This is a genomic window from Thiohalobacter thiocyanaticus, from assembly GCF_002356355.1.
Taxonomy (GTDB): Bacteria; Pseudomonadota; Gammaproteobacteria; order Thiohalobacterales; family Thiohalobacteraceae; genus Thiohalobacter; species Thiohalobacter thiocyanaticus_A.
Genome location: NZ_AP018052.1, coordinates 1,365,657 through 1,389,395 on the forward strand (window position 1 = coordinate 1,365,657; position 23,739 = coordinate 1,389,395).

The following is a 23,739-nucleotide window of genomic DNA, read 5'->3' on the forward strand; positions in this document are numbered from 1 at the left end:
CCCCGCGCGCTTGCATTCAGCGCAGATAGAAGGCCACCGGTACCACCAGTTCGAGTCGTGACTGCGGCATGTCGTCCGGGATTCCCGGCAGTGGCTCGGCCCGTTTGATCATCGCCTCCACCTCGCGATCCAGCAGGGTGTGGCCTGAACTTTCCTGCAGCCGGTACTCGATGATCCGGCCTTCCCGATCCATGACGAAGTAGAGCAGGGCGGTGCCTTCCTGGCGCCGCATCTGGGCGCGGCGGGGATAGCGCTCGTGGCGCTCGAGCCAGCCCTTCAGGCGGGCCATGTAGTCGGCGCTCGGGCCGGGTGAGCCACCACGGGTGGCGCTGTCCCGGGGACTCTCTTCCCCCTCCGGTGTGGCAGTGGTGCTGGCGGGGGCGGCAGTGTCCGCGCTCACGCTCGGCTGCTGTGTTGTCTGCTGCACCGGTTCAGGCTGCGGCTGCACGGCCTGACGGACCGGCTCGGGTTCCGGTTCCGGTTCGGGTTCCGGTTCGGGTTCGGGTTCCGGTTCGGGTTCCGGTTCGGGTTCGGGTTCGGGTTCCGGTTCGGGTTCCGGTTCGGGTTCCGGTTCGGGTTCCGGTTCGGGCTCCGGTTCGGGCTCCGGTTCGGGCTGCGGCTCGGGTTCGGGCACCGGCGCTTCCTCTGACGTCTGCTGCGGCTGTTCCGGTACCCCGCCTGCCGGCCCCAGGGACACCTCGATGCCTCCGATCCCGACATCCAGCGCGCCGGACTCCGGTTCCTGCCACAGCAACACAGCAGCAATCCCCGCATGCAGCAGGACCGCGGTGATCAATGCCACCGTCCAGTGTCGACGGGTGATCCGCATCAACCGCCTGCCGCGACCGTCAGCAGCTTGACCTTCTGCGCGCCGGCATCCTGCAGCAGTTCCATCAGGGCGACCACGCGGGTCGCTTCGGCCCGGCCGTCGGCCTTGAGTCGGATCCGTATCTCGTCCTCGGACAGGCGTTTCTGCAGAGCGGCTTTGAGTGCGGATTCCTCCATGACCTTGCCGTCCAGAGCCAGGCGGCCCTCGGCGTCGAGCAGCACCAGCAACTCCCGTGGCCCGGCCTCGCTCTCGAGGGCCGATTGCGGCGGGTCGATTTCGAGGGGGTCGGTGGCGGCGAGTTTTCCGGCCACCATGAAGAAGATCAGCAGCAGGAACACGATATTGATCAGCGGCAGGATCCGCTCCTCGTCGCTGCGCGGCCGTGGGGGGTCGAAACGCATGCTGCCTACCTCTGGCGGTCGCGGATCAGGGAGAGATTGACGGCACCGGCCCGGGTGAGCAGACCCACTACATCCACCGTGCGCTGCAGGGCGACCCCAGCAGTGGGCTTGAGCCGCACGCGCTGATCCGGGTGGTGCGCCAGCTGCGACTCGATCCGGCGCCGCAGTTCCGCCGGAGTGACGGGCTCGTCGTCCAGACGCAGGCCATCCGTACGGATCTCGATCAGCAGGCTGTCACCGGCCTCGGCACTGGCGGCGGTCGGACCGGGTGCGTTCAGTTCGATCGGACGCCAGTCCAGGAAGGTTGAGGTCAGCATGAAGAACACCAGCAGGATGAACACCACATCGATCAGCGGCGTGAGGCTGATCAGGGCGCGGCGCCGGCGCGCGTTATTCGCCAGCTGAAACGGCGGCAGGGCGGAGGCGGGCCGGAGCATGCGTCTCTTCCTCGGAGGTCAACTCGGCGGACAGGTCTTCGGTGAAGACCTGCGTGACCAGGTTGTCCATATCGTGAGCCAGGCGGTCGACCCGGCGTTCCAGCCAGTTGAGCAGGGCCACGGTCGGGATGGCCACGGCCAGACCGACGGCCGTCGTGAGCAGGGCCTCCCAGATGCCGCCGGAGAGGATTGCCGGATTGACCTGGTTACCGGCGGCCTCCAGCTGCTGAAAGGCCTTGATCATGCCCAGTACGGTGCCGAACAGACCGAGCAGCGGTGCCAGCGAGGCGATCACCTCCAGCGGCCGGAAGCCGCCGCGCAGGGTTTCCAGTACATCCCCGCCGTAGCGCAGGACCTCCTCGCGCACCTTCGCCTCGAGCAGGCCGCGGTGCTGCCCGCGCATGGCGCGGGCCAGGGCCTGGACCACCGGATTGCGACTGCCCTCGGTGTGCGTCAGCGCCTCGCCGATGCGGCCGGATTTCCACAGCCGCAGCGCCTCCACAGCGGTGCGGCGCTCGCCGGTGCGCACTGCCTGGAATTGCCAGAGTTTCAGCAGGATGATTGTCAATGCGATCACGGACATGGCGAGCAGGATGGCCACCACCGGTCCACCCGCCTGGAGCAGCTGAGCCAGTTGTTCGTAGATCCCGGACGGAACCGGGGACGTCATTGTCAGGGTTTCATCGTTCATCGCAGCAGCAAGTCCTCGGCGCCGATGCGCCTGCCGGGTTTATTTAAGACTAATGAGAATGATTTCGATTATACAGTATATCCCGGCTCGTACAATCCCCCTTGCCAATCCGACGTGACAGGGTGTTGACCTCACGAGTACGACGAAATATCATCCGCAATTGATAAAGCTTCTCATTATCGTAAACTTTAATACAATTGATAGGGAGATAACTTCATGTTCAAGCGTTCTTTTCTGTCACTGGCGATCGGTAGCTGTCTGCTGCCGGGCATGAGCGCTGCCGACGAGGCGGTCACCATGTCGCCCGTGGAGATCATCGGTGACACCTCGCAGGCGCGTATTCTGCCCGGTTCCAGCGCAGTCGTGGCCGAGGAGCAACTCGAGATCGAGGGCACCACCGACATCCACCAGGTACTGAAGACAGTGCCGGGTATCTATGCCCGTGAAGAGGATGGCGAGGGCCTGCGCCCGAACATCGGTATCCGCGGCGCCACGGCCGAGCGCAGCAGCAATATCACCCTGATGGAGGACGGCGTACCGATCGCCCCCGCCCCCTATTCGAATCCCGCCGCCTATTATTTCCCGACCATGATGCGTATCACCGGTGTCGAGATCCTCAAGGGGGCGCCGTTGCTGCGTTATGGTCCGCAGACCACCGGCGGCGTGATCAACCTGCTGTCGACTCCGATTCCGACCGAGCGTTCGGGCATGGTCGAAACCGTGCTCGACGAACGTGGCTCCACCGACGTGCATGCCCATTACGGCGATGTCGCCGGCCCCTGGAGTTGGATGGTCGAGACGGTGCAGCGCAACGGCGACGGCTTCAAGGACATCGATCGCAGCAACGGCGACAGCGGCTTCGACATCGAGGACTATGTCGGCAAGCTGCGCTGGCAGGGCGAGCGCCAGGCGTTACAGCTCAAATTGCAGTACTCGGAAGAGATTTCCAACGAGACCTACCTCGGGCTGACCGATGCCGACTTCGATCGCGACCCCAACCGGCGTTACGGCCTGTCCAGCATCGACCAGATGGACAACACCCACTCCGGCATCAACCTGACCCACGAGTTCGACTGGACCGACAACGTCAAGAGTACCGCGACGATCTACCGCAACAAGTTCAAACGCAACTGGTTCAAGCTCTCCGGCGGTGGTGCCTATATCGACGCGGCCAATGCCGGCGATGCCAACGCCCAGGGTATCCTGGACGGCACGGTCGATGTTGCCGGACTGTCCTACAAGAACAACAACCGTGAATACGTCTCCGAAGGCATTCAGCTCAACTTCGACATCGACCTCGGCGCACACCAGGTTTCGCTGGGCGGACGTTATCACGAAGATGAGATGGACCGCTTCCAGCCCGTGGAGATCTATGATCAGGTCAACGGCTCGCTGGTATTCCAGAACACCGTCCTGCCGACGGGCGGTGACAACCGCTTCGAGACCGGCGAGGCGATGAGCTTCTGGGCGCTGGATCAGTGGCAGGTGACCGATCGCTTCAAACTCAACCTGGCCCTGCGCTACGAGGACGTGGAGACCTCGCGGGTGCAGTATGCGGATGTCGGCCGGACCACCGTGGATTCGACCCGCGGCAACGAGAGCGATGAGTGGCTGCCCGGCGCCTCCTTCACCTACGATGTGGCCGATCGCTGGCAGGTGCTGGCCGGCGTGCACCGCGGCTTCTCCCCGCTCGGCGGCGGCGCCCAGGCCAACGAGGATCCTGAGACCAGCGACAACTGGGAGGCCGGGGTGCGTTACTTCGGCGACCGGGTGTTCGCCGAGGCTATCGGCTTCTACAGCGACTTCACCAACAAGGTGGAGAACTGCTCGGTGGGCTCGCCCTGCAGCAACGGCGCGACCTCCGGCACCTTCACCACGGGCGAGGCCGAGATCGCGGGCCTGGAATTCCAGCTGTCCACCGATTTCGATCAGGGACGTTTCCTGATCCCGGTCGATCTGGCCTACACTTACACCAGCGCCGAGATCAGCAAGGACAACGCGACCTCGGGCCTGAGCGAGGGTGATCAGCTCAAGGATGTGCCGGAGAATATGCTCAGCCTGCGCGTGGGTCTGGAGCATCCCAGTGGCTGGAACAACTACGCTGTGGTGAAATACATCGATGAGATGTGCGTGGTGGCCGGCTGCAACAACAGCGGCAGCCGCTTCGACGAAACCGAATCGCTGACCGTGGTGGACTTCATCAGCCAGTATCCGCTGGGACGGGACACCGATGTCTTCCTGCGGGTGGAGAACCTGTTCGACGAACAGAAGATCGTCTCCCGCCTGCCGGACGGGGCACGGCCGAATCAGCCGCAGACCTTCTCGGTCGGACTGCGTCACCGGTTCTGAGGCAGCCGTGTTGTGAGCGTGAACGCGGGGCAGCCCAGGTGTCTGCCCCGCTCTTTTTGCCTGGCATGTGCAACCTGCCGGGCTCAGGTATCGTGTGACCGATATTTCTGATTGCAGACAAGGAGATGTGATGAAAACCCTGAAAATGGCAGTACTGTTCTCCGCCCTGGCCGTGTCTGTGCCGGCATTCGCGGATGATCGTCCCGGTCACTATGAGGGCGAGCCGGCAGAGACGCTGGAACAGGCCGTGGCCAATTTCTCCGAGTACAACCGGCGTCTGGAAACGATTCTGGGCCAGGGGGAGTTGAGTTCGCGCGACCTGCACGAGATCCACCAGATCACCTATACCCTCGAAAACGCGCTGGAAAGGCTCGAGGAAGAAGTGGAGGAGCTGGCCGAGGTGCTGGAAGAGGTGCATCTGGCGTCAGAGAACGCCGATGCGGAAACGGTGCAGTCGAAAGGCCGGGATTACCTGGAAACTTCGCGTCAGATCATCAAATAGTCTGAGACGGGGATGGCACTGACTTTCGCTGCGTCATCCCCGCGCAGGCGGGGATCCAGTGTCTGGCAGAGCCTGCAAATGCTGGATTACTCGCTTCACCCCAAGGGCACTTTGTCACTTCGTTCGGGCGCGCCCGCCCTTCGGGCCGCCCTGCGTACCCATAGGGCATAAAGGCGTTCAACGCGCTCCGCGCTTTTGTCCCGCCTGCGCGGGAATGACGGAATGACGGATAAACTGAAATCAGCGCCATTCGTCTGAGCAAGGTTGTTCAGACCGCCGGGTCTTCGCCGGCCCGGTAGTCGAACACCGGGTCGAGCGTGGCTTCCATCAGCGCATCGATCTCGCGAACCTGTTCGTCCTCGAAGTAGTCCCGGTAGCCGCCGACCTTGGCCCGGCGGACCTTGTAGCTGTCCGGATTGTTGCGGTCGCGCGGCACCATGCGGCCGCCGCTGAGGCGGAAGCTCTGGGCCGATTCCATCTTCTTCATGTTCTCGTAGGAGGCGTAGTCCACCGCTTCCTGAATCTGTTCCGCAGTGGCCGGGATCTCCAGAAATTCTGCTACCCGGCTGAGTGTCGCGTGCGGGTCGGCGCGCATGTCCTCGTAGCGGACCAGGGCGAATTCCCTGACCTTGTCCATCTCCCGTGCCCACAGGTTCATGAACTCCATCACCTTGGGCAGGCCGGCGCCTTCGTGCCTGACGAACTCGTAGACGCTGCACTGCTCGCCGTGCGGCGGGTACTGGTTCAGCGCCTTTTTCTCCGGGCGCATGCGGTGCTGCCACTGGAAGAACTGGGAGACGGCCACGTCGCGCGGGTCGCGCACCAGCAGCAGCACCTTCTTGTCGTAGAAATCCGCCTTGGAGTCCACATGCCCGGTGTAGTCGCCGATGTAGTTGTCGTGGGTAAAGAAGATGCGCGGGATCCGGCGGTCCATGTTGTGGAAGTTATCGAACCCGATCAGGGCGTTCTCGGGCAGCCCGTAGAGTTGCTGGTACAGGCGCGAGACCATCACCCGCAGCCAGGTGCGACCGCTCTTGCCGAAGGAAACGACCACGGCATCGGCCTGTCGCAGTTTGCGATACTGTTCCCGGCCGCGCAGCCGGCGCTCGGCCCGGATGCGCTCGTCCTCATCGGCCCCGGTCAGGTCGAGCCGGAGCTTGAGCAGACGCCGGCTGGTTTTCTTCCAGAGGGTTTTGCTCGCCTGGGGGAGCGAGGCGCGCAGGGCTGCGAAGGTGCTGGTCATGGATGTCCGCAAATCGTGGGTCTCAAGCAATACAGCATTCTAACCGAGCCGGGAACGGATTGCATGACCGCTGTTCAAGTGGTCCGGCGGGTCCGGCTCGGGTAGAATCCGCCCGATTCCCTCACTCTGCCTCTGCGAACGGCCGCAAGCCGGCTGCTCGGGGCGGGACAACCCCTGCGGGTGGTGGCTTGAACGCAACTGCACCTACAAGCATTCCTGTCCCAATGGACTGGAGTAGCCGGATCGGAGTGGCCGGCCTCGGTCTGTTTGCGGCTGGCGGCTTTGCCAATCAGGGGGTTTTCTATGCCGGGCTGCTGCTGATGCTGCTGGCTCTGTCCCTGCGGGGGCGGGACTTCTGGCGCCGCGCACGCAGCCGCCCATTCGTCTGGGTGTCACTGGCGCTGAGTGGTTATATCACGGTGAACTGGCTGTTGGCCTGGCGGCAGGGGAGTGCCGAATGGCGGCCGGAGATCCTGGAGTCCGGTTTCGACCTGTTGTTGGCCGGCGGCGCATTTTCTCTCGTTGTGGCCTACTGGCTTGGTGCCGGTCCCCGGCGTATCCGCTGGGTGCTGGGTCTCGGGCTGGCCGGGCTGGTGCTGTCACTGGCCGTCGGGTTCGACTGGTCGCGCCTGGAAGTGGTCATGGGTGGCAGGCGCGAGTTGTTCGGCATGGGCAACGGCGCCGCCCTGTATGCCGGCGCCGGCCTGATCGGCGTGCTGATCCTCCTGCTGACAGGACGGGGCCGCCCGCTATGGCTGGTCCCGCCGGCCCTGCTGCTGGTGGTGGTCCTGGCCATTGTTGTCCTCTGGAGCCAGACCCGGGCGGTCTGGTTTGCCCTGGCGGTGATCCTGCCGGCCCTGCTGCTGGCCATGGTCTGGCATGGCTGGCGCCGGGGCCGGGGCGGCCGGACACTGCTGCTGCTGCTGGCGGGGGCAGGAATGCTGGGTACGGCCATAGTGTACAACGCCGATATCGTCGACAAGCGGCTTGCCAGGGTGGAAGGCGGATTTCTGGCCATGCTGGCGGATGACAGCGCTGGCCTGGAAGGTTCCGGTCTGCGCTACCGTGCGCCGCTGTGGGAACAGGCCCGGGAGTTGATCGGCAAACGTCCCTGGTTCGGCTGGGGTGCGGGTACCAGCAGGATGCTGATAAGCGAATTGGATATCAAGCAGTCATTGACGCATTACCACAACCTGTATCTGCAATTGCTGGTGGAACTGGGCGCGGTGGGCCTGGTGCTGTTCCTGCTGTGGGTGGTCACGGCATTGAAGACTTTCTGGCCCGCCGGCAGGCGTGACGAGCGGGATTTCCCGCTGTTGTTGTTTCTGCTGGCCGCCATGGCCCTGTTTCTGCTCGCCGGTCTGTTCCAGATCCGCCACGATGACGAGCGCGGGCACTTTTTCCTGATCTCGTTCGGGGCCCTGGCCGTCAGCCGTGCCCTGTACGCCGGAATTGCCCCGGCAACGGGGCGCAGGCCGGCTCAGTAGCCGTAGCCCGGGCTCAGGGTCTCGGCGACGAGCGCATCGATTTCGCGGATCTGCTCATCGTTGAAGTAGTCGCGGTAGCCGCCGACCTTGGCCCGGCGGGCCTTGAAGGAGTCGGGGTTGCTGGGATCGGTGGCGCAGATGCGGCTGTCGCGGGTCTGCCCCGACTGTTCGCGTTTTTTCATTTTTTCGAACTCCGCATAGGCGACGACGTCCTCGATCTCCTGCTGCTCAGGTTCGGCGCCAAGAATATGGAGTATCTGTTTCAGGCCGGTCACGGTATCGGTACGCAGGTCTTCATAGCGGAACATGCTCAGGTTGTGCATGCGCTCGAGCCGTTCATGCCAGCGGTTCATGAAATCGATGACGGCGGGCAAGCCTGATTCCGGCTGCATCATGAATTCATGGATCGACATGTCATCGGAGGGCAGCGAATAGAGCCGGCGGTTGTGTTCGCTCATGCGGTACTTCCAGTCGAAGTAGAACGACACAACGACATCGCGGGGATCACGAACCAGTAGAATTGTCGGGGTGGGGCGATACAGTTCTTCATTGTCCCAGTTGCCGGTGTAATGCCCCAGGTGCCTGTCATGCGTGAAGAAAACCACAGGGACCCTGGGTTCCAGCCGGTGCAGGCGGTCGAAATTCAGCAGCTTGTTTTCAGGTAGATGGTAACGCTGCTGATAAAACCGGCTGAGCATGACGCGCAACCAGGTGCGCCCGCTCTTCTCGTGCGAAACGATTACCACATCCGACAGGGATAATTTGCTGTAGTCTTCCTTGCCCCGCAGGCGGCGCTCGGCCAGGAGTTTCTGTTTCTGGGATACGGGGAGGCGGGGAAGAAGTCGCTTGCGTGTGAATTTCGCTAGGACAAGAGATGCAGGCTTCATTGTTTTCGGCGACCAGCTTAATCAAACGGAAGAGTCATGAGGCCTCGCGGCCCGGGTGCCTGTTCTGCGGGTTCAATACCAGGCAAATATATCAAATCAACCCCGGCATTTTTTCGCGCAGGATCAGGTGCCAGGTGGGGGGATTTCCCACTGTTACCACCGCCGGAAAAAAACTGTATTCTACTCGTCTGGCTACAGGAATTCCATAAATAGGCACGGCGATGATCAGCTATGCGATTTGAAAAAAATCCCCTCAAAAGACTTCAGCACAAACTTGTGGAACGGATAGCAGTCTGGGGGAACCGTTATCTGTATAAACCCCAGATACTCTGGATTGCGGACCAGTCCTGGCTCGATCCGTACCGCCCCTACATGGTGGATGATCCCACCCTGCGTCGGCCGCAGGTCAGGAAACTTGACCGGCGTTTTGTACTTATAGAATTTGCTCGCTATGTCCGGGGCCTGAGAGGGAGTACCGCCGAATGCGGTGTCGCCCGTGGGGTCGGTTCTGCGCTTATCTGCAAAGCCCTTGAGGGGACCTTTGCGTCAACCGACCGGCATTATGGTTTTGATGCCTTCTCCGGTCTCCCCGCGCCTGCTGAGGTCGACCGGATGGCGACCGGCGGTTCCGCCTGGTCGGCAGGCGATCTTGCGCACGACGGTACTCTGGCCAAAGCGGCCTTCGATAAATTCGAACAGGCCGAACTCAGGATCGGCTGGATACCCGATACCTTTGCAGGCCTTGAGGATCAGGTGTTCCGTTTCGTACATATAGATGTTGATCTTTATCAGCCTACATACGACTCGATCGAATTTTTCTATCCCCGACTGGTTGCAGGGGGTGTCGTCCTGCTGGACGACCATGGGCTGACTACCTGTCCGGGTGCGCGCAAGGCTGTTCTTGATTACATGCAGGATAAAGGTGAGTGCGTACTGGATCTTCCCACCGGGCAAGGACTGATAATAAAACGCGACTGACAGCTGATCAGTTCATGAATCCTGCTGGTCCAGCCGCTGGATGACCTCCATTAGCATAAAGTGATCGCGCCGATCTTCCGCAGCGCGGACCGCAACCAGGCTGAGTATTCAATGAGTGAACGCCAATTCATGGATGGCCCCTATTCATGCCAGCTGGTGGACGGACGTCCCGTGCCGGGGAAGTAAGTGTCCATGCATTCACGTGAATACGGTCTGATCCTGGCCCGACAGCTGCTTGCTGTCGAGGATCTTCACTATGGTCTGTGGGACGATCTGGAGGTTACTGTTGCCAACCTCCCGCGCGCCCTGCAGAACTACACCGATATGATCCTGGAGGCATTGCCGCCGACCGATGAATTTCCGCGGTTGCTGGATATCGGCTGCGGAGTCGGCAACATGCTGGTGCAGCTGCGGGAGCAGGGTTATGCCGCCGATGGCCTCGTGCCATCGCCAGCGCTCGCCGGCATGGTGCGCCAGCGGTTGACGGATACGGGTAATACGGCGGCGGGGTTGTTTGAATCGACCTTCGAAGCGCTCGATATCGGGGCCCTCGCCGGGGAATATGACGTTGCTTTGTTCAGTGAGAGTTTCCAGTACATCCGTCTGGATGACGTATTCGAGCGTCTCGGCCGGCTGCTGCGGCCGGGCGGGCGGGTGATCGTCAGCGATTTCTTCAAGACCGCGGCCGCCGGTGACGGCACCCCCGAGAGTCGCAGCTTCGGCGGTGGTCACCCCCTTTCCGATTTTCGTGCTGCCCTGGCGGCCTCACCCTTCGAATTGCTGCGAGACGTGGACATCACGACGCGCGTCAGCCCGACCATCGGCCTGCTCGACGAGGTGCTCAGGGAGCGCATCATTCCGGCGGCGGAAACCACCGGGGTCTATCTGCGCGGCCGTCATCCGTGGGCAACGCGGCTGCTGGGCTGGGTACTGCGCAAGCGCTGGGAGAAGCTACGGTTCAAATACCTGTCCGGCTATCGTACCCAGGCAGTGTTCGAGCGCTACAAGAATTACCGCCTGCTGGTGCTGCAAAAGTCCGCCTGAACCGCGCATCGTCGCCAGCTATTGAAGCGGATTGGGATGCGCCCGGCTGCCAAGCGGCTGCCCATTCAGTTCGTCGCCGTAATGACACTGGTGCGCATGGAAGGTCGCGTCGGTTTCCTCGAGATCGCCATCATGCCGGGGGTCCTGCGGCCGCTCGTGGCTGTTGATGAAGGCGGCGACGTCCCAGGCCTGCTGCACGCTGAGTGATTGCGGTCTGCCCAGCGGCATATTGGCATGGATGAAGGCGGCCGCGGTGTTGACGCGGTGCATGCCCGCCCCCCAGTTGTATGAGTCCGTGCCCCACAGCGGCGGAAATGCATAGACACCTTCGGCCTTGCGGCCCTGGCCGTCCTCGCCGTGGCACAAAGCGCACTGCGCCTCGAACACCTGCCGGCCGCGGCTGATATCGGGTGGGTTGGCCGGATCATCGAGCTTCGGGTAGCCGCGGCCTGCGAGCGCCACACCGACCGGCGCCCCTTGCGCCAGCCAGTAGTGATAGCTCAGGAGGGCGGACAGTTCACGGCTGCCGGAGGGCGGCGGCGCCCCGTTCATGCTGTAGCGGAAGCAGCCCTGGATGCGTTGTTCCATGGTGTTGACGCGGTCGTTCTTGCTGCGATAGGCCGGATACATGGTGTAGGCGGCCCATAAGGGGGCGGAGTCGGCGCGGCGGCCGGCGTCGATATGGCAATTGACGCAGTTCAGGCCGTTGCCCACGAATCTGCCGCGCAGCTGCTGGGTGTCCACGAACAGGTCGCGGCCGTAGCGCACCATCTCGCCGAAGGGGCCGTCCGGCAGTTCGGATTCGGCCGGGGGCGTGAAGGCGGGTGCGCCTGCCGGCGTGTCCGGCAGTTCCGCCTGTTCGTCGTCCGCCTGTCCGGCCTTGAGTACGGTGCTGCACAGCAGAAGGACGGCGATCAGGTAAAGGGATCGATTCATTGTTCGGCTCCCGGCGCGGGTTTGACGGCAGGCTGTGCGGCGAAGTATTCCGATACCGCCTGGATCTGGGTCTGACTCAGGCGTTCGGCCACAACGCGCATCAGGTCGTTGGTATCGTTGTGGCGGCTGCCCTTGCGCCAGGCCTCGAGTTGGGACTGGATGTAGCTGGCGTGCTGGCCGGCCAGGGCGGGGAAATAGGGATCCACGCCGTGGCCCCCCGGTCCATGGCAACTCACGCAGGCCGGGATGGTATTGTCCCAGTCACCGCGCAGCGCCAGCTTCCGCCCGCCATCCGGCGGAGCAGCATCATCTGCAGTGTTCGTGGGTACCTGACCGGCATAGTAGGCAGCGACATCGAGCAGTTGCTGCTGCTCCAGCGCGGCGGCAATCGGCTGCATGACCGGATTGCTTCGCGTGCCCTGGCGGTAGTCACGCAGCTGCTTGCTGAGATACTTGTCACTCAGGCCTGCCAGACGCGGAAATCCCGCCGCGGGGTTGCCTTCGCCGTCGGCTCCGTGGCAACTCACGCAGGCCGTGGTGCCCTGATCGTTGCCCTGCATGACAATGCGCTTGCCCGCGTCCGCGTTGCCCAAAGCCAGTGCGGATGTCGGGATCAGACCAAGCAGGAAAAGGGTAGGGAATCGTCTGGACATGGCATGATCATTCCGTGCTGCTGCGGGCTCGACAATGCCCGACCTGGTTTGAGTTGAACATATAGTATAGATGCAGATTATCAGCCTGGCGATCACTGGTATTCCCGGGGGGCAAAACCGCCCATATCTGAAGGTTGAAGGGGCATTGATCGGCTGTTAGATTTCCCGACCGTCTGTGTGTACAGAACAGGGATCATGCCATGACCTTACCCATTGCCGAGGACATCATCCAGTCACTGCGCAACGAACTGGATCAGCACCCCATCTACGCCGCCATACAGGGGGTGGATGAATTGCGCGTCTTCATGGAACACCATGTCTACTCGGTGTGGGACTTCATGTCGGTGGCCAAGGCCCTGCAGGCCGTGGTCGCGCCTGCCGGTTTCCCCTGGGTGCCGGTGGGCGACGGGGATGTCCGGCGCTTCATCAACGAAATGGTGCTGGGCGAGGAGTGCGACGAGGCCATGCCCGGCAGTGGCGTCGGCTATACCAGCCACTTCGAGCTCTATTGCCAGGCCATGGAGGAGATCGGCGCCGATACCAGACCGATCCTCGCCTTCGTGGATACCGTGCGTCAGCAGGGTGTAGACGCGGCGATGGCGCTGTCCTCGGTGCCGTCTCCAGCACGTGCCTTCACAGGGACCACCTTCAGGTTCCTCGCGTCCGGCAAGCCGCATGAGGCCGCTGCTGCCCTTGCCCTGGGACGCGAACACATTATCCCCGACATGTTCCGCGCTATACTCGAGCGCTCAGGTATCGGTCGACAGGACGCCCCGATTTTCCACTATTATCTGGAGCGTCATATTCATCTGGACGAGGGTTCCCACGGTCCCCTGTCCCTGCGGTTGCTCAACGGCCTGTGCCACAGTGATGAAGAACGCAAGGAAGCAGTTGTCGCCGCCCGGGAGGCTGTGCAGGCCCGGCTGGCATTCTGGGATGGCGTCCTGGACGCGTTGGAGGGCGGCGACGCCCGAGCGAGACAGGCGTGAAGGCTGAAATTATTCGATTACAGATGGATTGGCCGGGCTGAAGTGATGGATCAGGAGTCGAACCCAGGGCCTCAGTTCCCGGAAGGGGTTGGATAATCGTCGCCGCTGGTCCGGATCTTATCGAAAAATACCCTTACGAGATCCGAGCGCGTGATCATGCCGACAGGTTCCTGAGCGTCGTTTATAACAATAATGCGCTTGATCCGGTTCTTCTTCATGATATCCAGGGCATCATGCAATGTGTGCTCGGGACGTATGGTGAGGATGTCCGTAGTCATCAATGAAGCCACATTTCCTTCGGGCGATTGAATCTCGGCGTGGTGCGTGAACATGGCCTCGAGCGTTTGCCAGAGATTGTGCGTGGGGTGATGGCTGGGCACGCCGATTGCACGCAACAGATCTGCTTCAGTGATAATTCCGATCAGCTTATTGGTCTGATCGACCACGGGAAGGCCGGAAATCCTCATGGTAACCATTGCATGGGCGGCCGTGGAAAGCGTGGTTTCAGGTCGCACTGTATGCAAGGATGAAGTCATCAGACGTTCAACCAGCAAGGATTCCTTTTCCCTGATGCTTGCATGTATGTGTGCTCGATTAGAGATTTCCATGAGATCGTCCACCGTTACGTCAATGTAGGTTCCCATGCCCGCCAGGGCATGATCAAAATCTTCTCTTGTCAGTCGTGTGCTGTACATGATTCGCGCAATATCCTCAGCGGTGACGAACTTTGCGTGGTATAGGCAGCATGATTTCAAGGACAAGAAAGCAGTCGATTCATGTCGCATCTAATAAATACTAGCGATACATCCTGAGACGTTACAAGAAGAATATTTCGAATGTCGCTATAGGTGACGGCGATACTGCCTTGTCGATGATGATCTCAATCCTGAGGTCTGAATCATGCAGAGAATCGTTCGCCTTAAATTCCGGGATTGCTGCTGAATGAAATCCCAGTCAATCATGTGAAGCTGATACTGCCCTCTGTAGTTTGTGGCCGTCAGTCAATACGCAGATCCTCCCCTGTACATGACCATTGTCAAATCCGACGATGTATCGATGTGCTCGATACGAGTGGGCAAAAATTATCGTTTGTGTTCAATTTATCAGGCCGATAAGAATGAAGCGGACGGACTTTCAGTGTCGCTGTAATAGTCGGCCGGCATCGCGACGTTGAAGGGCAGGGGTTATTGGCGAAAACGACGATACAAGGTATGGGGAATGATGATGGCGACGACCTCATATCCCATATAAACCATTACGCCTAACCAATAATAGATATTAACTTAATAGGTTGATTGGTTATTGTTAATAACACAGATAAATGCTTTACCTGAGTCGGCTGGACATAATGCGACGTCAACGTGAGGGTATGTGTCATGACGAAAAAGCTTCATGAAACACCAAATCTGGATCAGTTGGAAAGCGGCCCCTGGCCAAGTTTTGTAACCGGGTTCAAGCGGCTGGCCAACGATAAGCCCATGATGGCCGATCTGCTGGGTCAGCTTGAGCATTCGTATCAGAACGTAAAGGGGTACTGGAAGGGTGGGACCGTCACTGTCAGGGGGTATGGTGGCGGCATTATACCGCGCTTCTCCGAGGTGGCGGATAAGTTTCCGGCATCATCTGAGTTCCATACGCTGCGTGTCATGCCTCCACCGGGGATGCATTATGACACGGATATTCTGCGTAAATTCTGTGACGTTTGGGACGAGCATGGCTCTGGACTGCTGGCGTTGCATGGTCAGAGCGGCGATATGATGTTTCAGGGCTGTACGAGCGACAACATCCAGGCAGCATTTGATGCGATAAACGAATTGGGGTTCGATCTGGGGGGTGCAGGCCCTTCTGTGCGCACATCAATGTCGTGTGTCGGGGCTGCGCGCTGCGAGCATTCCTGCTTCAATGAGGCGATTGCGCATCGCCAGGTAATGAATTCGTTCACCGATGACCTGCATCGGCCTGCGCTCCCCTATAAATTCAAGTTCAAGTTCTCGGGTTGCCCGAATGACTGTATGAATTCGATCCAGAGGGCGGATATGGCCGTAATCGGTACCTGGCGTGACGACATAAGAATCAAACAGGACGAAGTAAAGAAGTTCGTTCAGGAAAAGGGCCGTGATTACATCTTGAACAACGTTATATCACGCTGTCCAACAAAATGCATTCAACTCAATAAGGATGACACCATCGAGGTGGACAACAGCAACTGTGTCCGTTGCATGCATTGCATCAATGTGATGACGAAGGCGCTTTCACCCGGGCTTGATCGTGGTGTGTCAATTCTGGTCGGCGGAAAGCGCACACTCAAGATCGGTGATCTTTTCGGTACGGTGCTTATTCCTTTCAGGAAACTGGAATCACAGAAGGATTACGACGAGCTTGTCGAGTTGGCGGAGACCATCATTGACTTCTGGGCCGAAAACGGGCTCGAGCATGAACGACTCGGCGAGACCATAGAGCGAATTGGACTGGCGAATTTTCTGGAGGGTATCGGTGTGGATGTGGACCCCGCCATGGTCGCCCAGCCTCGCAGCAACTCCTTTGTGAGGATGGATACGTGGGAGGAGGAAGCGGAGAAGTGGCGTCAGAGACAGGCGGAAGGCAGCAGTGCCTGATGTCTTTCGGAAACAGAGTAAACACCTCCGTCCAGTACTGAAAGGAGTAAGCTATGAGTGAGCAGTTTCGTGAAGCCATAGAAAGTGGGGTTCCGGATGCCTTCAAATACATGCATCCCGTGATGCGCAGGAACTACGGGCAATGGGACTGGCATGAGCGCTGTCGTCCCGGTGTGCTGCATCATGCTTCGCACAACAATGAACACATCTGGACAGTACGCGCAGGCACGCAGCGACAGATGGATACGGGCACCATCCGTAAACTGTGTCAAATTGCAGACGAGTACGCTGAGGGGCATGTCCGGTTCACAATCCGCAGCAATATCGAGTTCATGGTGAGTGAAGAGAGCAAGGTCGTCCCTCTCATTGATAAATTGACGGCAGAAGGGTTTCCGGTGGGGGGCACGGGTAACTCGGTGTCGATGATCTCTCATACCCAGGGATTTCTTCATTGTGATATCCCAGCCACCGATGCATCAGGCGTGGTCAAGGCCCTCATGGACGAGTTGTATGATGAATTCGTCAATGAGCGCATGCCTAACCGCGTTCATATATCCACATCCTGCTGCCAGATCAATTGCGGCGGCCAGGCGGATATTGCGGTCAATATCCAGCACACCAAACCACCCATGATCAATCATGATCTGGTTTCGAATGTCTGTGAAAGACCCGCTGTTGTAGCCAGATGCCCGGTAGCGGCAATACGACCGGCTATGGTGAATGGAAAACCTTCGCTGGAAGTGGACGAGCGCAAGTGCGTCTGCTGCGGAGCCTGTTATCCGCCATGCCCACCAATGCAGATCAACGATCCCGAGAACTCAAAGCTTGCGATCTGGATAGGTGGAAAGAACTCAAATGCCAGGTCCAAACCCAGCATGATGAAGCTGGTTGCGGCCGGGTTGCCAAACAAACCCCCGAGATGGCCAGAAGTGGCCGCCGTCCTGAAAAAGATCCTGCGCTGTTACCAGGAAAATGCAAAAGACTGGGAGCGTGTTGGAGAATGGGTAGAACGCATAGGCTGGGAGCGATTCTTTCAACTGACAGAGCTTCCGTTCACACGTTTTCATGTCGATAACTGGACCGGAGCAAAATACACACTCAATCATTCCACGCATATCCGGTTCTAAGGCACATGTCAGGTCGGCGAGACTTGGCGCCGACCTGACAGTATTCCCTGACCTGCAAAGCGCCTTTGTATTGCAGTTTTCGATATCCGTTACCAATAAATATTGATTGTATAGCTGCAGTAAAACAAATAACTTAAATGAATATTATTGTGTAAGCGTTTGCAGGTTCTCCGATGTCGGTAATTTTCACACAGGGTGCGGATGCTTCTCGTGCCACTGATGAGTTCTGCCGTTCTGCTTGCGACCACTGCACACGATATCCGAATCACCGGTCACGAGGTATTTGAGATATGCTCAGCAAGGAAAAACCATCCCTCAACCGTTGGACAGGTTTCGTTTCCCGCACCGAGGTCGGTGCGCCTGAGGTACTGACTAATCTCCTTGCAGAAGCGGAGGTGACGATTAACGGTAGTGCCCCCTGGGACATCCAGGTACTTGATACCGACGTCTATCGACGGGTCCTGACGCAGGGATCGCTGGGCTTCGGAGAAGCTTATATGGACGGGTTATGGGAGGCCGAGGCGCTCGATGAACTGTTCACGCGGCTGCTGCGTTCCGATGCCGACGAACGTCTATCGGGATGGGCCAGGATCAAGCTCATCGCCGAAGCGGCTCGCCAGAGTCTGCTCAACCTGCAGCGACGTCAACGGGCCTTCCAGGTGGCCGAGAAGCATTATGACATCGGCAATGACGTCTTCACTGCCATGCTGGATCCGAGCATGAGCTATTCATGCGGCTACTGGCTCAATGCCCAATCTCTGGATCAGGCCCAACATGACAAGAACGATCTGATCTGTCGCAAGCTCAAGCTGCAACCGGGGGAACGGCTGCTTGACATCGGTTGCGGCTGGGGCGGTCTGGCACGTCATGCCGCCAGATACTTCGACGTGGAAGTCACGGGGGTAACGGTCTCGCGTGAGCAGCAGCAGCTTGCGCAGGAGCGTTGTGCCGGCCTGCCGGTGACAATCGAGTTGATGGATTACCGCAATCTTCAGGGCCGCTATGACAAACTGGTCTCTGTGGGCATGTTCGAACACGTGGGTCCGAAAAATTACCAGGAATATTTCGATATCGCCTGGCGCCTGCTGCAGGACGACGGACTGTTTCTTCTGCACAGCATCGGTATCCACGCCACCAGCAAGACCGTCGATCCCTGGATCGACCGGTATATCTTTCCCAATGGCAAGTTGCCGTCCGCGCATGAAATCGCGGCGGCTCTGGATAAACGGTTCATCATCCAGGACTGGCATAATTTCGGTCAGGACTACGATCTCACCCTGATGGCCTGGTGGCAGAACTTCGAATCCGCATGGCCTGCCCTGGAGGCGAGATACGGCAGGCGCTTCTACCGGATGTGGAAATATTATTTGATGAGTTGTGCCGGATTTTTCCGCTCCGGTCAGGGGCAGCTGTGGCAGCTTGTTCTCAGTAAACGTGAACGCGAGCAGGTCTACCGTTCGATCCGTTGGTAGAGGCGCCCGTCCGCACCGGCTTGTGTGAAACCGCCTCCTGACTCGAGGCGATTCTCGAGTACCCGGAAGGATTTTCGCCGCTGCGCGGCTCACCCCTCAAGGGGGGCTGCTCATTGCGTTCGCTGCCCGTTGTCTCGGCCTGCTTCGCAGGCCTCGGCTCGAACCTGAGGAGGTTCTCATCGGTCTCCGGATATCCCGACATGAAAAAGGCCCACCGCAGGGGTGAGCCTTTTTCATATCCGGCGCGCCCGGAAGGATTACCGGCCTTCGGCCGTTCTGCGCACCTCCGGTGCTTGTCGAACAGTATATGAGTCGGAGGTTCGAATCCTGCTGAAACATCCCTCATAAAGCAAAAAAGGCCACTCGAAGGTGGCCTTTTCCGCTTTATCTGGCGCGCCCGGAAGGATTATTCGCCGCTTCGCGGCTCACCCCTCAAGGGGGCCGCTCGCTCACTGCGTTCGCTGCGCGTTGTCTCGGCCGGCTGCGCCGGCCTCGGCTCGAACCTGAGGAGGTTCTCATCGGCCTCCGGGCACCCCGGACACAAAAAAAGCCCACCCAAGGGTGAGCTATTTTTGTGTCTGGCGCGCCCGGAAGGATTCGAACCTCCGACCGCCTGGTTCGTAGCCGACCGAAGTGAGTTGAATAGTCATTAATATCAATTGGTTGTATGACGGGCTGTCCGCTGCACACTACAGCTAAGTCATTGAAAGTCATTATAGGGCTCTATGCGCATCGCACAGCTGGCGCACACACAATCCCCTGATTGGCTGCAATCAATGATTGCGAAAATCGGGAATGCATGATAATTATGCTATCAATGCAATCATTGAGCTAGGGAGGATGCAGCAATGGCCAATCTGGTGGTCCGGAACCTCGATCCGCGGATCGTAGCTGCTCTGAAGCAGCGTGCCGCACGGCACGGGCGCAGCGCTGAAGCCGAGCATCGCACTCTGTTGGAGGCGGTGTTACTGCGACCCCGTGGCCGAAGCTTCGCGGAAGCGCTGGCCGCCATTCCCGAAGTCGGGGAGGATGAAGACTTCGAGCGGGCCGAGGACACAGATTGTCTGCCGCATGTTTTTGATTGATACCAACGTCATCAGTGAGCTGCGCAAGCGGCAGAATGCCAACCCCGGCGTGAGGGCCTTCTTCGAACAGTCGGTTGCCGATGAGGCGCCCCTGTTTATCTCGGTGGTCACCGTTGGCGAACTGCGGCGGGGCGTGGAACTGATCCGTCATCGTGGTGATGCGCCTCAGGCACACCTGCTGGAACGATGGCTGACGTCTCTGATGGCCGAATATCAGGAATGTATCCTCGATATTACACCGGATATTGCCCAGCTCTGGGGGCGCTTGCGAGTCCCCCATCCTGAGCATGCACTGGATAAATTCATTGCCGCCACCGCACTCATCTACGAGCTTAAGGTGGTCACACGCAATCACAAGGATTTTCGTGCTACCGGCCTGGAAGTGGTGAATCCCTTCCGTTGAAGGTCGGGGTATATCTTGTTACAGGATGATTCGCTGCAATTCCCTCACGCCTGGTTACGCCTGAGCCGACGCGTCATTCAAACGCAGCCGACTCACGTTCCAGATAGGTGCGATGGGCGTTACGGCCGGACAGCAGGTCGAAATTCTCCAGATGCTGCCAGGCGGACTGGTCCAGGCTGTCTATCGCGTCCTGCATATAGGTCCCGGTATCGACGGCGTTGTCCATGTGCTGTTTCAGGGTGACGAGATAGTCGTAGGTCGGCATCTCGAACTCTGACAGCTTGCCCGGCTCACCATGTCCGGGGACGAACAGGGTGGTTTTCGGATAGTCCCTGAGCCGCTCGTATGCGGCAATCCAGTCCCCGACATGGCTCTCGGACAGCACGGCAAGCAGTCGTCCCGCATACAGCACATCGCCCGTGTAGATGACATTGTCGGCCGGCACCCGAACGATCAGGCTGCCCGCGGTGTGAGTGGTGCCGACCGGTGTGATCTCAAGTGAAAGTCCTCCCAGATCGAGTTCCATCGTTTCTTCCACTGCGATGTCCGGACGCGCGGGCGCGTGGATGCTCTCTTCAGGCAGCTCGAGAACCCGTTCAGCGGTGGCGGCCATGGCCGCGCCTTCCGCCAGCATGCGGGGGATGGCTTCCCGGCCCGCGATGATCTCCGCCCCCTGGTTGCGGAATACCGGATTCCCGAGTATGCGATGCGGCTGCGAATTGGTATTGATGACATGACGCACGGGCAGGTCGGTGACATCCCGGATGTGGGACAGCATCTCCCTGGCCATTTCACTGCTGTAGCCGCTGTCGATGACGGCCACGGCCTCGCTGCCCACGACAAAGCCGAGATTCATGCGAAAACCGCGGTTTTCAACGGCGGGCGGGTCATAGGGGCCGATCCAGGCATAGCTGTGAGGGGCAACCTGCTGCGGCGGTGGCAGGATCTCTGCCGTCAGCGTGCTCGCGAGGAACAGCAGGGGGAGAAATACGCAAAGGCGAGTGAGTCGCATGATTGTCACCTGTTTATGTTGATGAATGAAGGAGGTCTGGGCTCCATCTGTATGCAATTCGCATGTGAGAAAGGAATTCACGGCATCAGACCAGTAAGGAATAGACCAGGCCGACCGCGGAACAGATCCCGAGTACCGGAATGATGCCGACCTTGTAGCGCCACAGTGCGAAAAAGGCGCCGATCGTGATCAGCAGGGAAAACCATTCGAACCGTCCGCTGAAGGGAGCGGCCTGCGTGCCCTCAGGCCACAATACATGCCAGGCGAAGAACACGGCCAGGTTGATCACCACGCCGACCACCGCCGCCGTGATGCCGGTCAACGGCGCGGTGAACTTGATATCGTGGCGGGTGGCCTCCACCGCCGGCGCGCCGATGAGGATGAACAGGAACGACGGCAGAAAGGTGAACAGGGTCGCCACCGAGGCGCCGGCCGCACCGGCAAGCAACAGGCTGTCCGGGCCGAAGATCTCCAGCGTCCAGCCGCCCACGAAGCCCACGAAGGCCACCACCATGATGAGCGGCCCGGGCGTGGTCTCGCCCAGCGCCAATCCGTCGATCATCTGGGTACCCGTCAGCCATTGATGGTGCTCGACGCCGCCCTGATAGACATAGGGCAGGACCGCGTAGGCGCCGCCGAAGGTCACCAGCGCGGCCTTCGTGAAGAACCAGCCCATCTGCGTCAGCGGCCCCTGCCAGCCGTAAGCCAGGTAGAGCGCGCCTTCCGCCAGGATCCAGATGGCCAGACCGGCCATGAAGTGTACGGCCGTGGATTTCCAGCTGAATCGTGCCCAGTGCGGCACTGGGCTGCTGTCGTCGATGAGCGCGGGGCCGTAGCTGCCGGCAGAGGCGCCGTGGCCGCCGCCGGTCCTGAATCTGTCGGGTGCGACACGTCCGCCGATGTAGCCGATGATGGCCGCCGACAGAACGATGTAGGGAAAGGGGACGTTCAGCGCGAAGATGGCGATGAAGGCTGCCGCCGCCAACGCCCAGAGTGCGCCATTGCGCAGAGCCCGGGAGCCGATGCGATAGGCGGCGAATACCACGATGGCGGTTACCGCAGGCTTGATCCCGTAGAGGATTCCCGCCACGAGCGGCGTATCACCATAGACCAGATAGACCCAGGTCAGTCCCATCAGGATCGCCAGGGACGGCAGCACGAACAGTGTTCCCGCCATGATGCCGCCCAGGGTGCCGTGCATGAGCCAGCCGATATAGGTGGCGAGCTGCTGAGCCTCGGGTCCCGGCAGTACCATGGTGTAATTCAGGGCATGCAGAAACCGGTGTTCGCTGATCCAGCGACGCCGCTCCACCAGCTCGGTATGCATCATGGAGATCTGCCCCGCCGGGCCGCCGAAGCTGATGAAACCGAGCTTCAGCCAGTAGAGAAAGGCGGTCATGAGTGAAACCGGCGGAGGAGGTTGCCGTGTGGCGTCCTGGTCAGTATTCGCTTCGTAGGAACCCGTCATGGTCTGTGGCCCCGGTGTCTGGTGGGTATGGAAGTGATATAAGTTCAGCGACCGGTGTAGTGCCGATAAAGTGCATCCAGAACCAGCGTGGCCGAGTCCAGCAGGGCGTCGTCATCGGGCGCGCTGCCGCGCAGTCCGGCCAGTACGGCCTCGAAGCCGCCCGCCTCCGGGACAGGGCGACCACCTACGTCCAGATAATGAACCAGCCGGCCCAGTCCCTGCAGGCCCGGGTCCTGATCGAAACCGAAACTCGTCTGCAGAACCTCGAAAGTGACCTTGTCAGCCACATGGGTGAATACCGCACCGTCGAAATCAAACCCCAGTGCCTCGTCCGGGCAGTCCTCCGGTCGTTGCAGCCAGACAAAGCGTGCTTCGGCATCGATGAAACGGCGGATAAGCCAGGCGCTTGCCACGCGATCGATCCACAGATTCCGGCGCGTGGCCCAGGTCCTGCCGGAATATGCCTTGATATCCCGGTGCTCGATGCAGCCGCTTTCCATCAGGGGTTCCCGGGGAGAGAAGATGCGGTTGATCAGATCGGTCAGCTCCTGGAGTGCCTGCCTGGCCCGGGCATACGCTTCGCCGGGAAAGAAATCGATCCGGGCAATGGCTTCGAGCTGCCGCTCGGCCTGGCGCAGATGACGGCGAGCGGTCACCTCGTCGCTGTGCTGAGTTTCATGCTGCAGGTTCGAGAGCTGTGCTACCAGTTCGTGATAGGTTTCGGTGCGATCGAACAGTGATTGCATCTCCTTCTCAACCGGGGCGGCCTGTTCGGCTAACTCAAACAGCCAGGCGGTGCCACCGTCGGCGATGACACCGCTGCAGAGAGTTTCCAGGCTTGCCTGGTACGGTTGCGAGTAGGGCATGAGAGAGGCGCCATCGCGCAGGGTGGCGGCACCCAGTTCCCTGAGCGCACGCCATAGCCTCACGCGCGGAGTCCCAGCGTTCGGGCCGGATAAAGTTGCTAGGAAAAGCAACCACTTGGGAGTGTCTTCCTGTTTCATGTAAAGAATGTTACATATGGAGTATGAACATTACAACAAAAATGCGGTCATCGTAGTTCAGGGATGTCTGTTCTATGTGCCTGAGCCTGAAATTTGATCGGCGAGTGCTCAGCATTGAAAGAGACTG

Annotated in this window: 23 protein-coding genes; 11 read left to right on the forward strand and 12 right to left on the reverse strand. The window is 59.9% G+C overall.

What is annotated here, in order from left to right; translation table 11 throughout:
* Positions 1-16: 16 nt before the first annotated feature.
* Genes CFK21_RS06350 through CFK21_RS06365 form a run of 4 tightly spaced genes read right to left on the reverse strand, consistent with a single transcriptional unit; the run spans position 17 to position 2,337 of the window.
* Positions 17-829, reverse strand: coding sequence for an energy transducer TonB (locus CFK21_RS06350; RefSeq protein WP_096365836.1), 813 nt, complete (start codon positions 827-829; stop codon positions 17-19).
* Positions 829-1,230 (reverse strand): ExbD/TolR family protein, encoded by a 402-nt coding sequence (locus CFK21_RS06355; protein WP_096365838.1) that lies wholly within the window; start codon positions 1,228-1,230, stop codon positions 829-831. Before CFK21_RS06355 ends, CFK21_RS06350 begins: the two co-directional genes overlap by 1 nt.
* A gap of 5 nt (positions 1,231-1,235) precedes the next feature.
* On the reverse strand, positions 1,236-1,667 hold the full coding sequence (locus tag CFK21_RS06360) for an ExbD/TolR family protein (protein ID WP_096365840.1): 432 nt from the start codon (positions 1,665-1,667) through the stop codon (positions 1,236-1,238).
* A complete protein-coding gene (locus CFK21_RS06365) occupies positions 1,621-2,337 on the reverse strand; it encodes a MotA/TolQ/ExbB proton channel family protein (RefSeq protein ID WP_096367524.1) in 717 nt (238 codons plus the stop codon). Before CFK21_RS06365 ends, CFK21_RS06360 begins: the two co-directional genes overlap by 47 nt.
* A 237-nt stretch (positions 2,338-2,574) precedes the next feature.
* Here CFK21_RS06365 and CFK21_RS06370 point away from each other — a divergent pair, with 237 nt between their 5' ends.
* Both CFK21_RS06370 and CFK21_RS06375 read left to right on the forward strand, forming a co-directional pair.
* Complete coding sequence (locus CFK21_RS06370) at positions 2,575-4,707, forward strand: TonB-dependent receptor family protein (RefSeq protein WP_096365842.1); 2,133 nt, start codon at positions 2,575-2,577, stop codon at positions 4,705-4,707.
* Between the two features lie 130 nt (positions 4,708-4,837).
* Positions 4,838-5,209, forward strand: a complete 372-nt coding sequence (locus CFK21_RS06375) for a DUF6746 family protein (RefSeq protein WP_172844266.1) — start codon at positions 4,838-4,840, stop codon at positions 5,207-5,209.
* Positions 5,210-5,477: 268 nt separating this feature from the next.
* Here the strand turns inward: CFK21_RS06375 and CFK21_RS06380 are convergent, their stop codons facing one another.
* A complete protein-coding gene (locus CFK21_RS06380) occupies positions 5,478-6,452 on the reverse strand; it encodes a sulfotransferase domain-containing protein (protein ID WP_096365844.1) in 975 nt (324 codons plus the stop codon).
* Between the two features lie 224 nt (positions 6,453-6,676).
* Here CFK21_RS06380 and CFK21_RS06385 point away from each other — a divergent pair, with 224 nt between their 5' ends.
* A complete protein-coding gene (locus CFK21_RS06385; protein ID WP_157745420.1) occupies positions 6,677-7,939 on the forward strand; it encodes an O-antigen ligase family protein in 1,263 nt (420 codons plus the stop codon).
* On the opposite strand, the gene CFK21_RS06390 is transcribed toward CFK21_RS06385, so the two are convergent.
* Positions 7,933-8,826 (reverse strand): sulfotransferase domain-containing protein, encoded by an 894-nt coding sequence (locus tag CFK21_RS06390; RefSeq protein WP_096365848.1) that lies wholly within the window; start codon positions 8,824-8,826, stop codon positions 7,933-7,935. The two genes, CFK21_RS06385 and CFK21_RS06390, sit on opposite strands and share 7 nt — an antisense overlap.
* A 231-nt stretch (positions 8,827-9,057) precedes the next feature.
* On the opposite strand from CFK21_RS06390, the gene CFK21_RS06395 reads away from it, so the two are divergent.
* Together CFK21_RS06395 and CFK21_RS06400 are read left to right on the forward strand one after the other, a co-directional pair.
* On the forward strand, positions 9,058-9,804 hold the full coding sequence (locus CFK21_RS06395; RefSeq protein WP_096365850.1) for a TylF/MycF/NovP-related O-methyltransferase: 747 nt from the start codon (positions 9,058-9,060) through the stop codon (positions 9,802-9,804).
* Between the two features lie 192 nt (positions 9,805-9,996).
* On the forward strand, positions 9,997-10,848 hold the full coding sequence (locus CFK21_RS06400; protein ID WP_096365852.1) for a class I SAM-dependent DNA methyltransferase: 852 nt from the start codon (positions 9,997-9,999) through the stop codon (positions 10,846-10,848).
* An 18-nt stretch (positions 10,849-10,866) separates the two neighbouring features.
* On the opposite strand, the gene CFK21_RS06405 is transcribed toward CFK21_RS06400, so the two are convergent.
* Positions 10,867-11,784 carry a c-type cytochrome gene (locus tag CFK21_RS06405; protein WP_096365854.1) on the reverse strand — a complete coding sequence of 306 codons (918 nt, stop codon included), beginning with the start codon at positions 11,782-11,784 and terminating at the stop codon, positions 10,867-10,869.
* A complete protein-coding gene (locus CFK21_RS06410; RefSeq protein WP_096365856.1) occupies positions 11,781-12,437 on the reverse strand; it encodes a c-type cytochrome in 657 nt (218 codons plus the stop codon). The genes CFK21_RS06405 and CFK21_RS06410 overlap by 4 nt, the downstream gene beginning before the upstream one ends.
* A 200-nt stretch (positions 12,438-12,637) precedes the next feature.
* Here CFK21_RS06410 and CFK21_RS06415 point away from each other — a divergent pair, with 200 nt between their 5' ends.
* A complete protein-coding gene (locus tag CFK21_RS06415; protein WP_096365858.1) occupies positions 12,638-13,426 on the forward strand; it encodes a DUF3050 domain-containing protein in 789 nt (262 codons plus the stop codon).
* Between the two features lie 71 nt (positions 13,427-13,497).
* Here the strand turns inward: CFK21_RS06415 and CFK21_RS06420 are convergent, their stop codons facing one another.
* The gene (locus CFK21_RS06420) at positions 13,498-14,121 is read right to left on the reverse strand and encodes a CBS domain-containing protein (RefSeq protein ID WP_172844267.1); all 624 of its coding nucleotides are present in this window, start codon (positions 14,119-14,121) and stop codon (positions 13,498-13,500) included.
* A 681-nt stretch (positions 14,122-14,802) separates the two neighbouring features.
* On the opposite strand from CFK21_RS06420, the gene dsrA reads away from it, so the two are divergent.
* From dsrA to CFK21_RS06445, 5 genes are all read left to right on the forward strand, one after another.
* Positions 14,803-16,041: a dissimilatory-type sulfite reductase subunit alpha gene (gene dsrA / locus CFK21_RS06425; protein WP_096365862.1), complete on the forward strand. Its 1,239-nt coding sequence runs from the start codon at positions 14,803-14,805 to the stop codon at positions 16,039-16,041.
* A gap of 53 nt (positions 16,042-16,094) precedes the next feature.
* Positions 16,095-17,168: a dissimilatory-type sulfite reductase subunit beta gene (gene dsrB / locus CFK21_RS06430; protein ID WP_096365864.1), complete on the forward strand. Its 1,074-nt coding sequence runs from the start codon at positions 16,095-16,097 to the stop codon at positions 17,166-17,168.
* A 290-nt stretch (positions 17,169-17,458) separates the two neighbouring features.
* On the forward strand, positions 17,459-18,640 hold the full coding sequence (gene cfa, locus CFK21_RS06435) for a cyclopropane fatty acyl phospholipid synthase (protein WP_096365866.1): 1,182 nt from the start codon (positions 17,459-17,461) through the stop codon (positions 18,638-18,640).
* 848 nt (positions 18,641-19,488) lie between these two features.
* Complete coding sequence (locus CFK21_RS06440) at positions 19,489-19,725, forward strand: FitA-like ribbon-helix-helix domain-containing protein (protein WP_096365868.1); 237 nt, start codon at positions 19,489-19,491, stop codon at positions 19,723-19,725.
* Complete coding sequence (locus tag CFK21_RS06445) at positions 19,712-20,128, forward strand: type II toxin-antitoxin system VapC family toxin (protein WP_096365870.1); 417 nt, start codon at positions 19,712-19,714, stop codon at positions 20,126-20,128. Before CFK21_RS06440 ends, CFK21_RS06445 begins: the two co-directional genes overlap by 14 nt.
* A 73-nt stretch (positions 20,129-20,201) precedes the next feature.
* Here the strand turns inward: CFK21_RS06445 and CFK21_RS06450 are convergent, their stop codons facing one another.
* From CFK21_RS06450 to CFK21_RS06460, 3 genes are all read right to left on the reverse strand, one after another.
* Positions 20,202-21,140: an MBL fold metallo-hydrolase gene (locus CFK21_RS06450; RefSeq protein ID WP_096365872.1), complete on the reverse strand. Its 939-nt coding sequence runs from the start codon at positions 21,138-21,140 to the stop codon at positions 20,202-20,204.
* A gap of 85 nt (positions 21,141-21,225) precedes the next feature.
* Complete coding sequence (chrA, locus tag CFK21_RS06455) at positions 21,226-22,608, reverse strand: chromate efflux transporter (RefSeq protein WP_096365874.1); 1,383 nt, start codon at positions 22,606-22,608, stop codon at positions 21,226-21,228.
* Positions 22,609-22,652: 44 nt separating this feature from the next.
* Complete coding sequence (locus tag CFK21_RS06460) at positions 22,653-23,537, reverse strand: chromate resistance protein ChrB domain-containing protein (RefSeq protein WP_231971574.1); 885 nt, start codon at positions 23,535-23,537, stop codon at positions 22,653-22,655.
* Positions 23,538-23,739 lie beyond the last annotated feature (202 nt).

What these genes read in the sequence shown, in the direction of transcription:
- CFK21_RS06350 (WP_096365836.1), bottom strand. Translation starts at nt 829, where the DNA reads ATGCGGATCACCCGTCGACACTGGACGGTGGCATTGATCACCGCGGTC.
- CFK21_RS06355 (WP_096365838.1), bottom strand. Translation starts at nt 1,230, where the DNA reads ATGCGTTTCGACCCCCCACGGCCGCGCAGCGACGAGGAGCGGATCCTG.
- CFK21_RS06360 (WP_096365840.1), bottom strand. Translation starts at nt 1,667, where the DNA reads ATGCTCCGGCCCGCCTCCGCCCTGCCGCCGTTTCAGCTGGCGAATAAC.
- CFK21_RS06365 (WP_096367524.1), bottom strand. Translation starts at nt 2,337, where the DNA reads ATGACGTCCCCGGTTCCGTCCGGGATCTACGAACAACTGGCTCAGCTG.
- CFK21_RS06370 (WP_096365842.1), top strand. Translation starts at nt 2,575, where the DNA reads ATGTTCAAGCGTTCTTTTCTGTCACTGGCGATCGGTAGCTGTCTGCTG.
- CFK21_RS06375 (WP_172844266.1), top strand. Translation starts at nt 4,838, where the DNA reads ATGAAAACCCTGAAAATGGCAGTACTGTTCTCCGCCCTGGCCGTGTCT.
- CFK21_RS06380 (WP_096365844.1), bottom strand. Translation starts at nt 6,452, where the DNA reads ATGACCAGCACCTTCGCAGCCCTGCGCGCCTCGCTCCCCCAGGCGAGC.
- CFK21_RS06385 (WP_157745420.1), top strand. Translation starts at nt 6,677, where the DNA reads ATGGACTGGAGTAGCCGGATCGGAGTGGCCGGCCTCGGTCTGTTTGCG.
- CFK21_RS06390 (WP_096365848.1), bottom strand. Translation starts at nt 8,826, where the DNA reads ATGAAGCCTGCATCTCTTGTCCTAGCGAAATTCACACGCAAGCGACTT.
- CFK21_RS06395 (WP_096365850.1), top strand. Translation starts at nt 9,058, where the DNA reads ATGCGATTTGAAAAAAATCCCCTCAAAAGACTTCAGCACAAACTTGTG.
- CFK21_RS06400 (WP_096365852.1), top strand. Translation starts at nt 9,997, where the DNA reads ATGCATTCACGTGAATACGGTCTGATCCTGGCCCGACAGCTGCTTGCT.
- CFK21_RS06405 (WP_096365854.1), bottom strand. Translation starts at nt 11,784, where the DNA reads ATGAATCGATCCCTTTACCTGATCGCCGTCCTTCTGCTGTGCAGCACC.
- CFK21_RS06410 (WP_096365856.1), bottom strand. Translation starts at nt 12,437, where the DNA reads ATGTCCAGACGATTCCCTACCCTTTTCCTGCTTGGTCTGATCCCGACA.
- CFK21_RS06415 (WP_096365858.1), top strand. Translation starts at nt 12,638, where the DNA reads ATGACCTTACCCATTGCCGAGGACATCATCCAGTCACTGCGCAACGAA.
- CFK21_RS06420 (WP_172844267.1), bottom strand. Translation starts at nt 14,121, where the DNA reads ATGTACAGCACACGACTGACAAGAGAAGATTTTGATCATGCCCTGGCG.
- dsrA (WP_096365862.1), top strand. Translation starts at nt 14,803, where the DNA reads ATGACGAAAAAGCTTCATGAAACACCAAATCTGGATCAGTTGGAAAGC.
- dsrB (WP_096365864.1), top strand. Translation starts at nt 16,095, where the DNA reads ATGAGTGAGCAGTTTCGTGAAGCCATAGAAAGTGGGGTTCCGGATGCC.
- cfa (WP_096365866.1), top strand. Translation starts at nt 17,459, where the DNA reads ATGCTCAGCAAGGAAAAACCATCCCTCAACCGTTGGACAGGTTTCGTT.
- CFK21_RS06440 (WP_096365868.1), top strand. Translation starts at nt 19,489, where the DNA reads ATGGCCAATCTGGTGGTCCGGAACCTCGATCCGCGGATCGTAGCTGCT.
- CFK21_RS06445 (WP_096365870.1), top strand. Translation starts at nt 19,712, where the DNA reads ATGTTTTTGATTGATACCAACGTCATCAGTGAGCTGCGCAAGCGGCAG.
- CFK21_RS06450 (WP_096365872.1), bottom strand. Translation starts at nt 21,140, where the DNA reads ATGCGACTCACTCGCCTTTGCGTATTTCTCCCCCTGCTGTTCCTCGCG.
- chrA (WP_096365874.1), bottom strand. Translation starts at nt 22,608, where the DNA reads ATGACGGGTTCCTACGAAGCGAATACTGACCAGGACGCCACACGGCAA.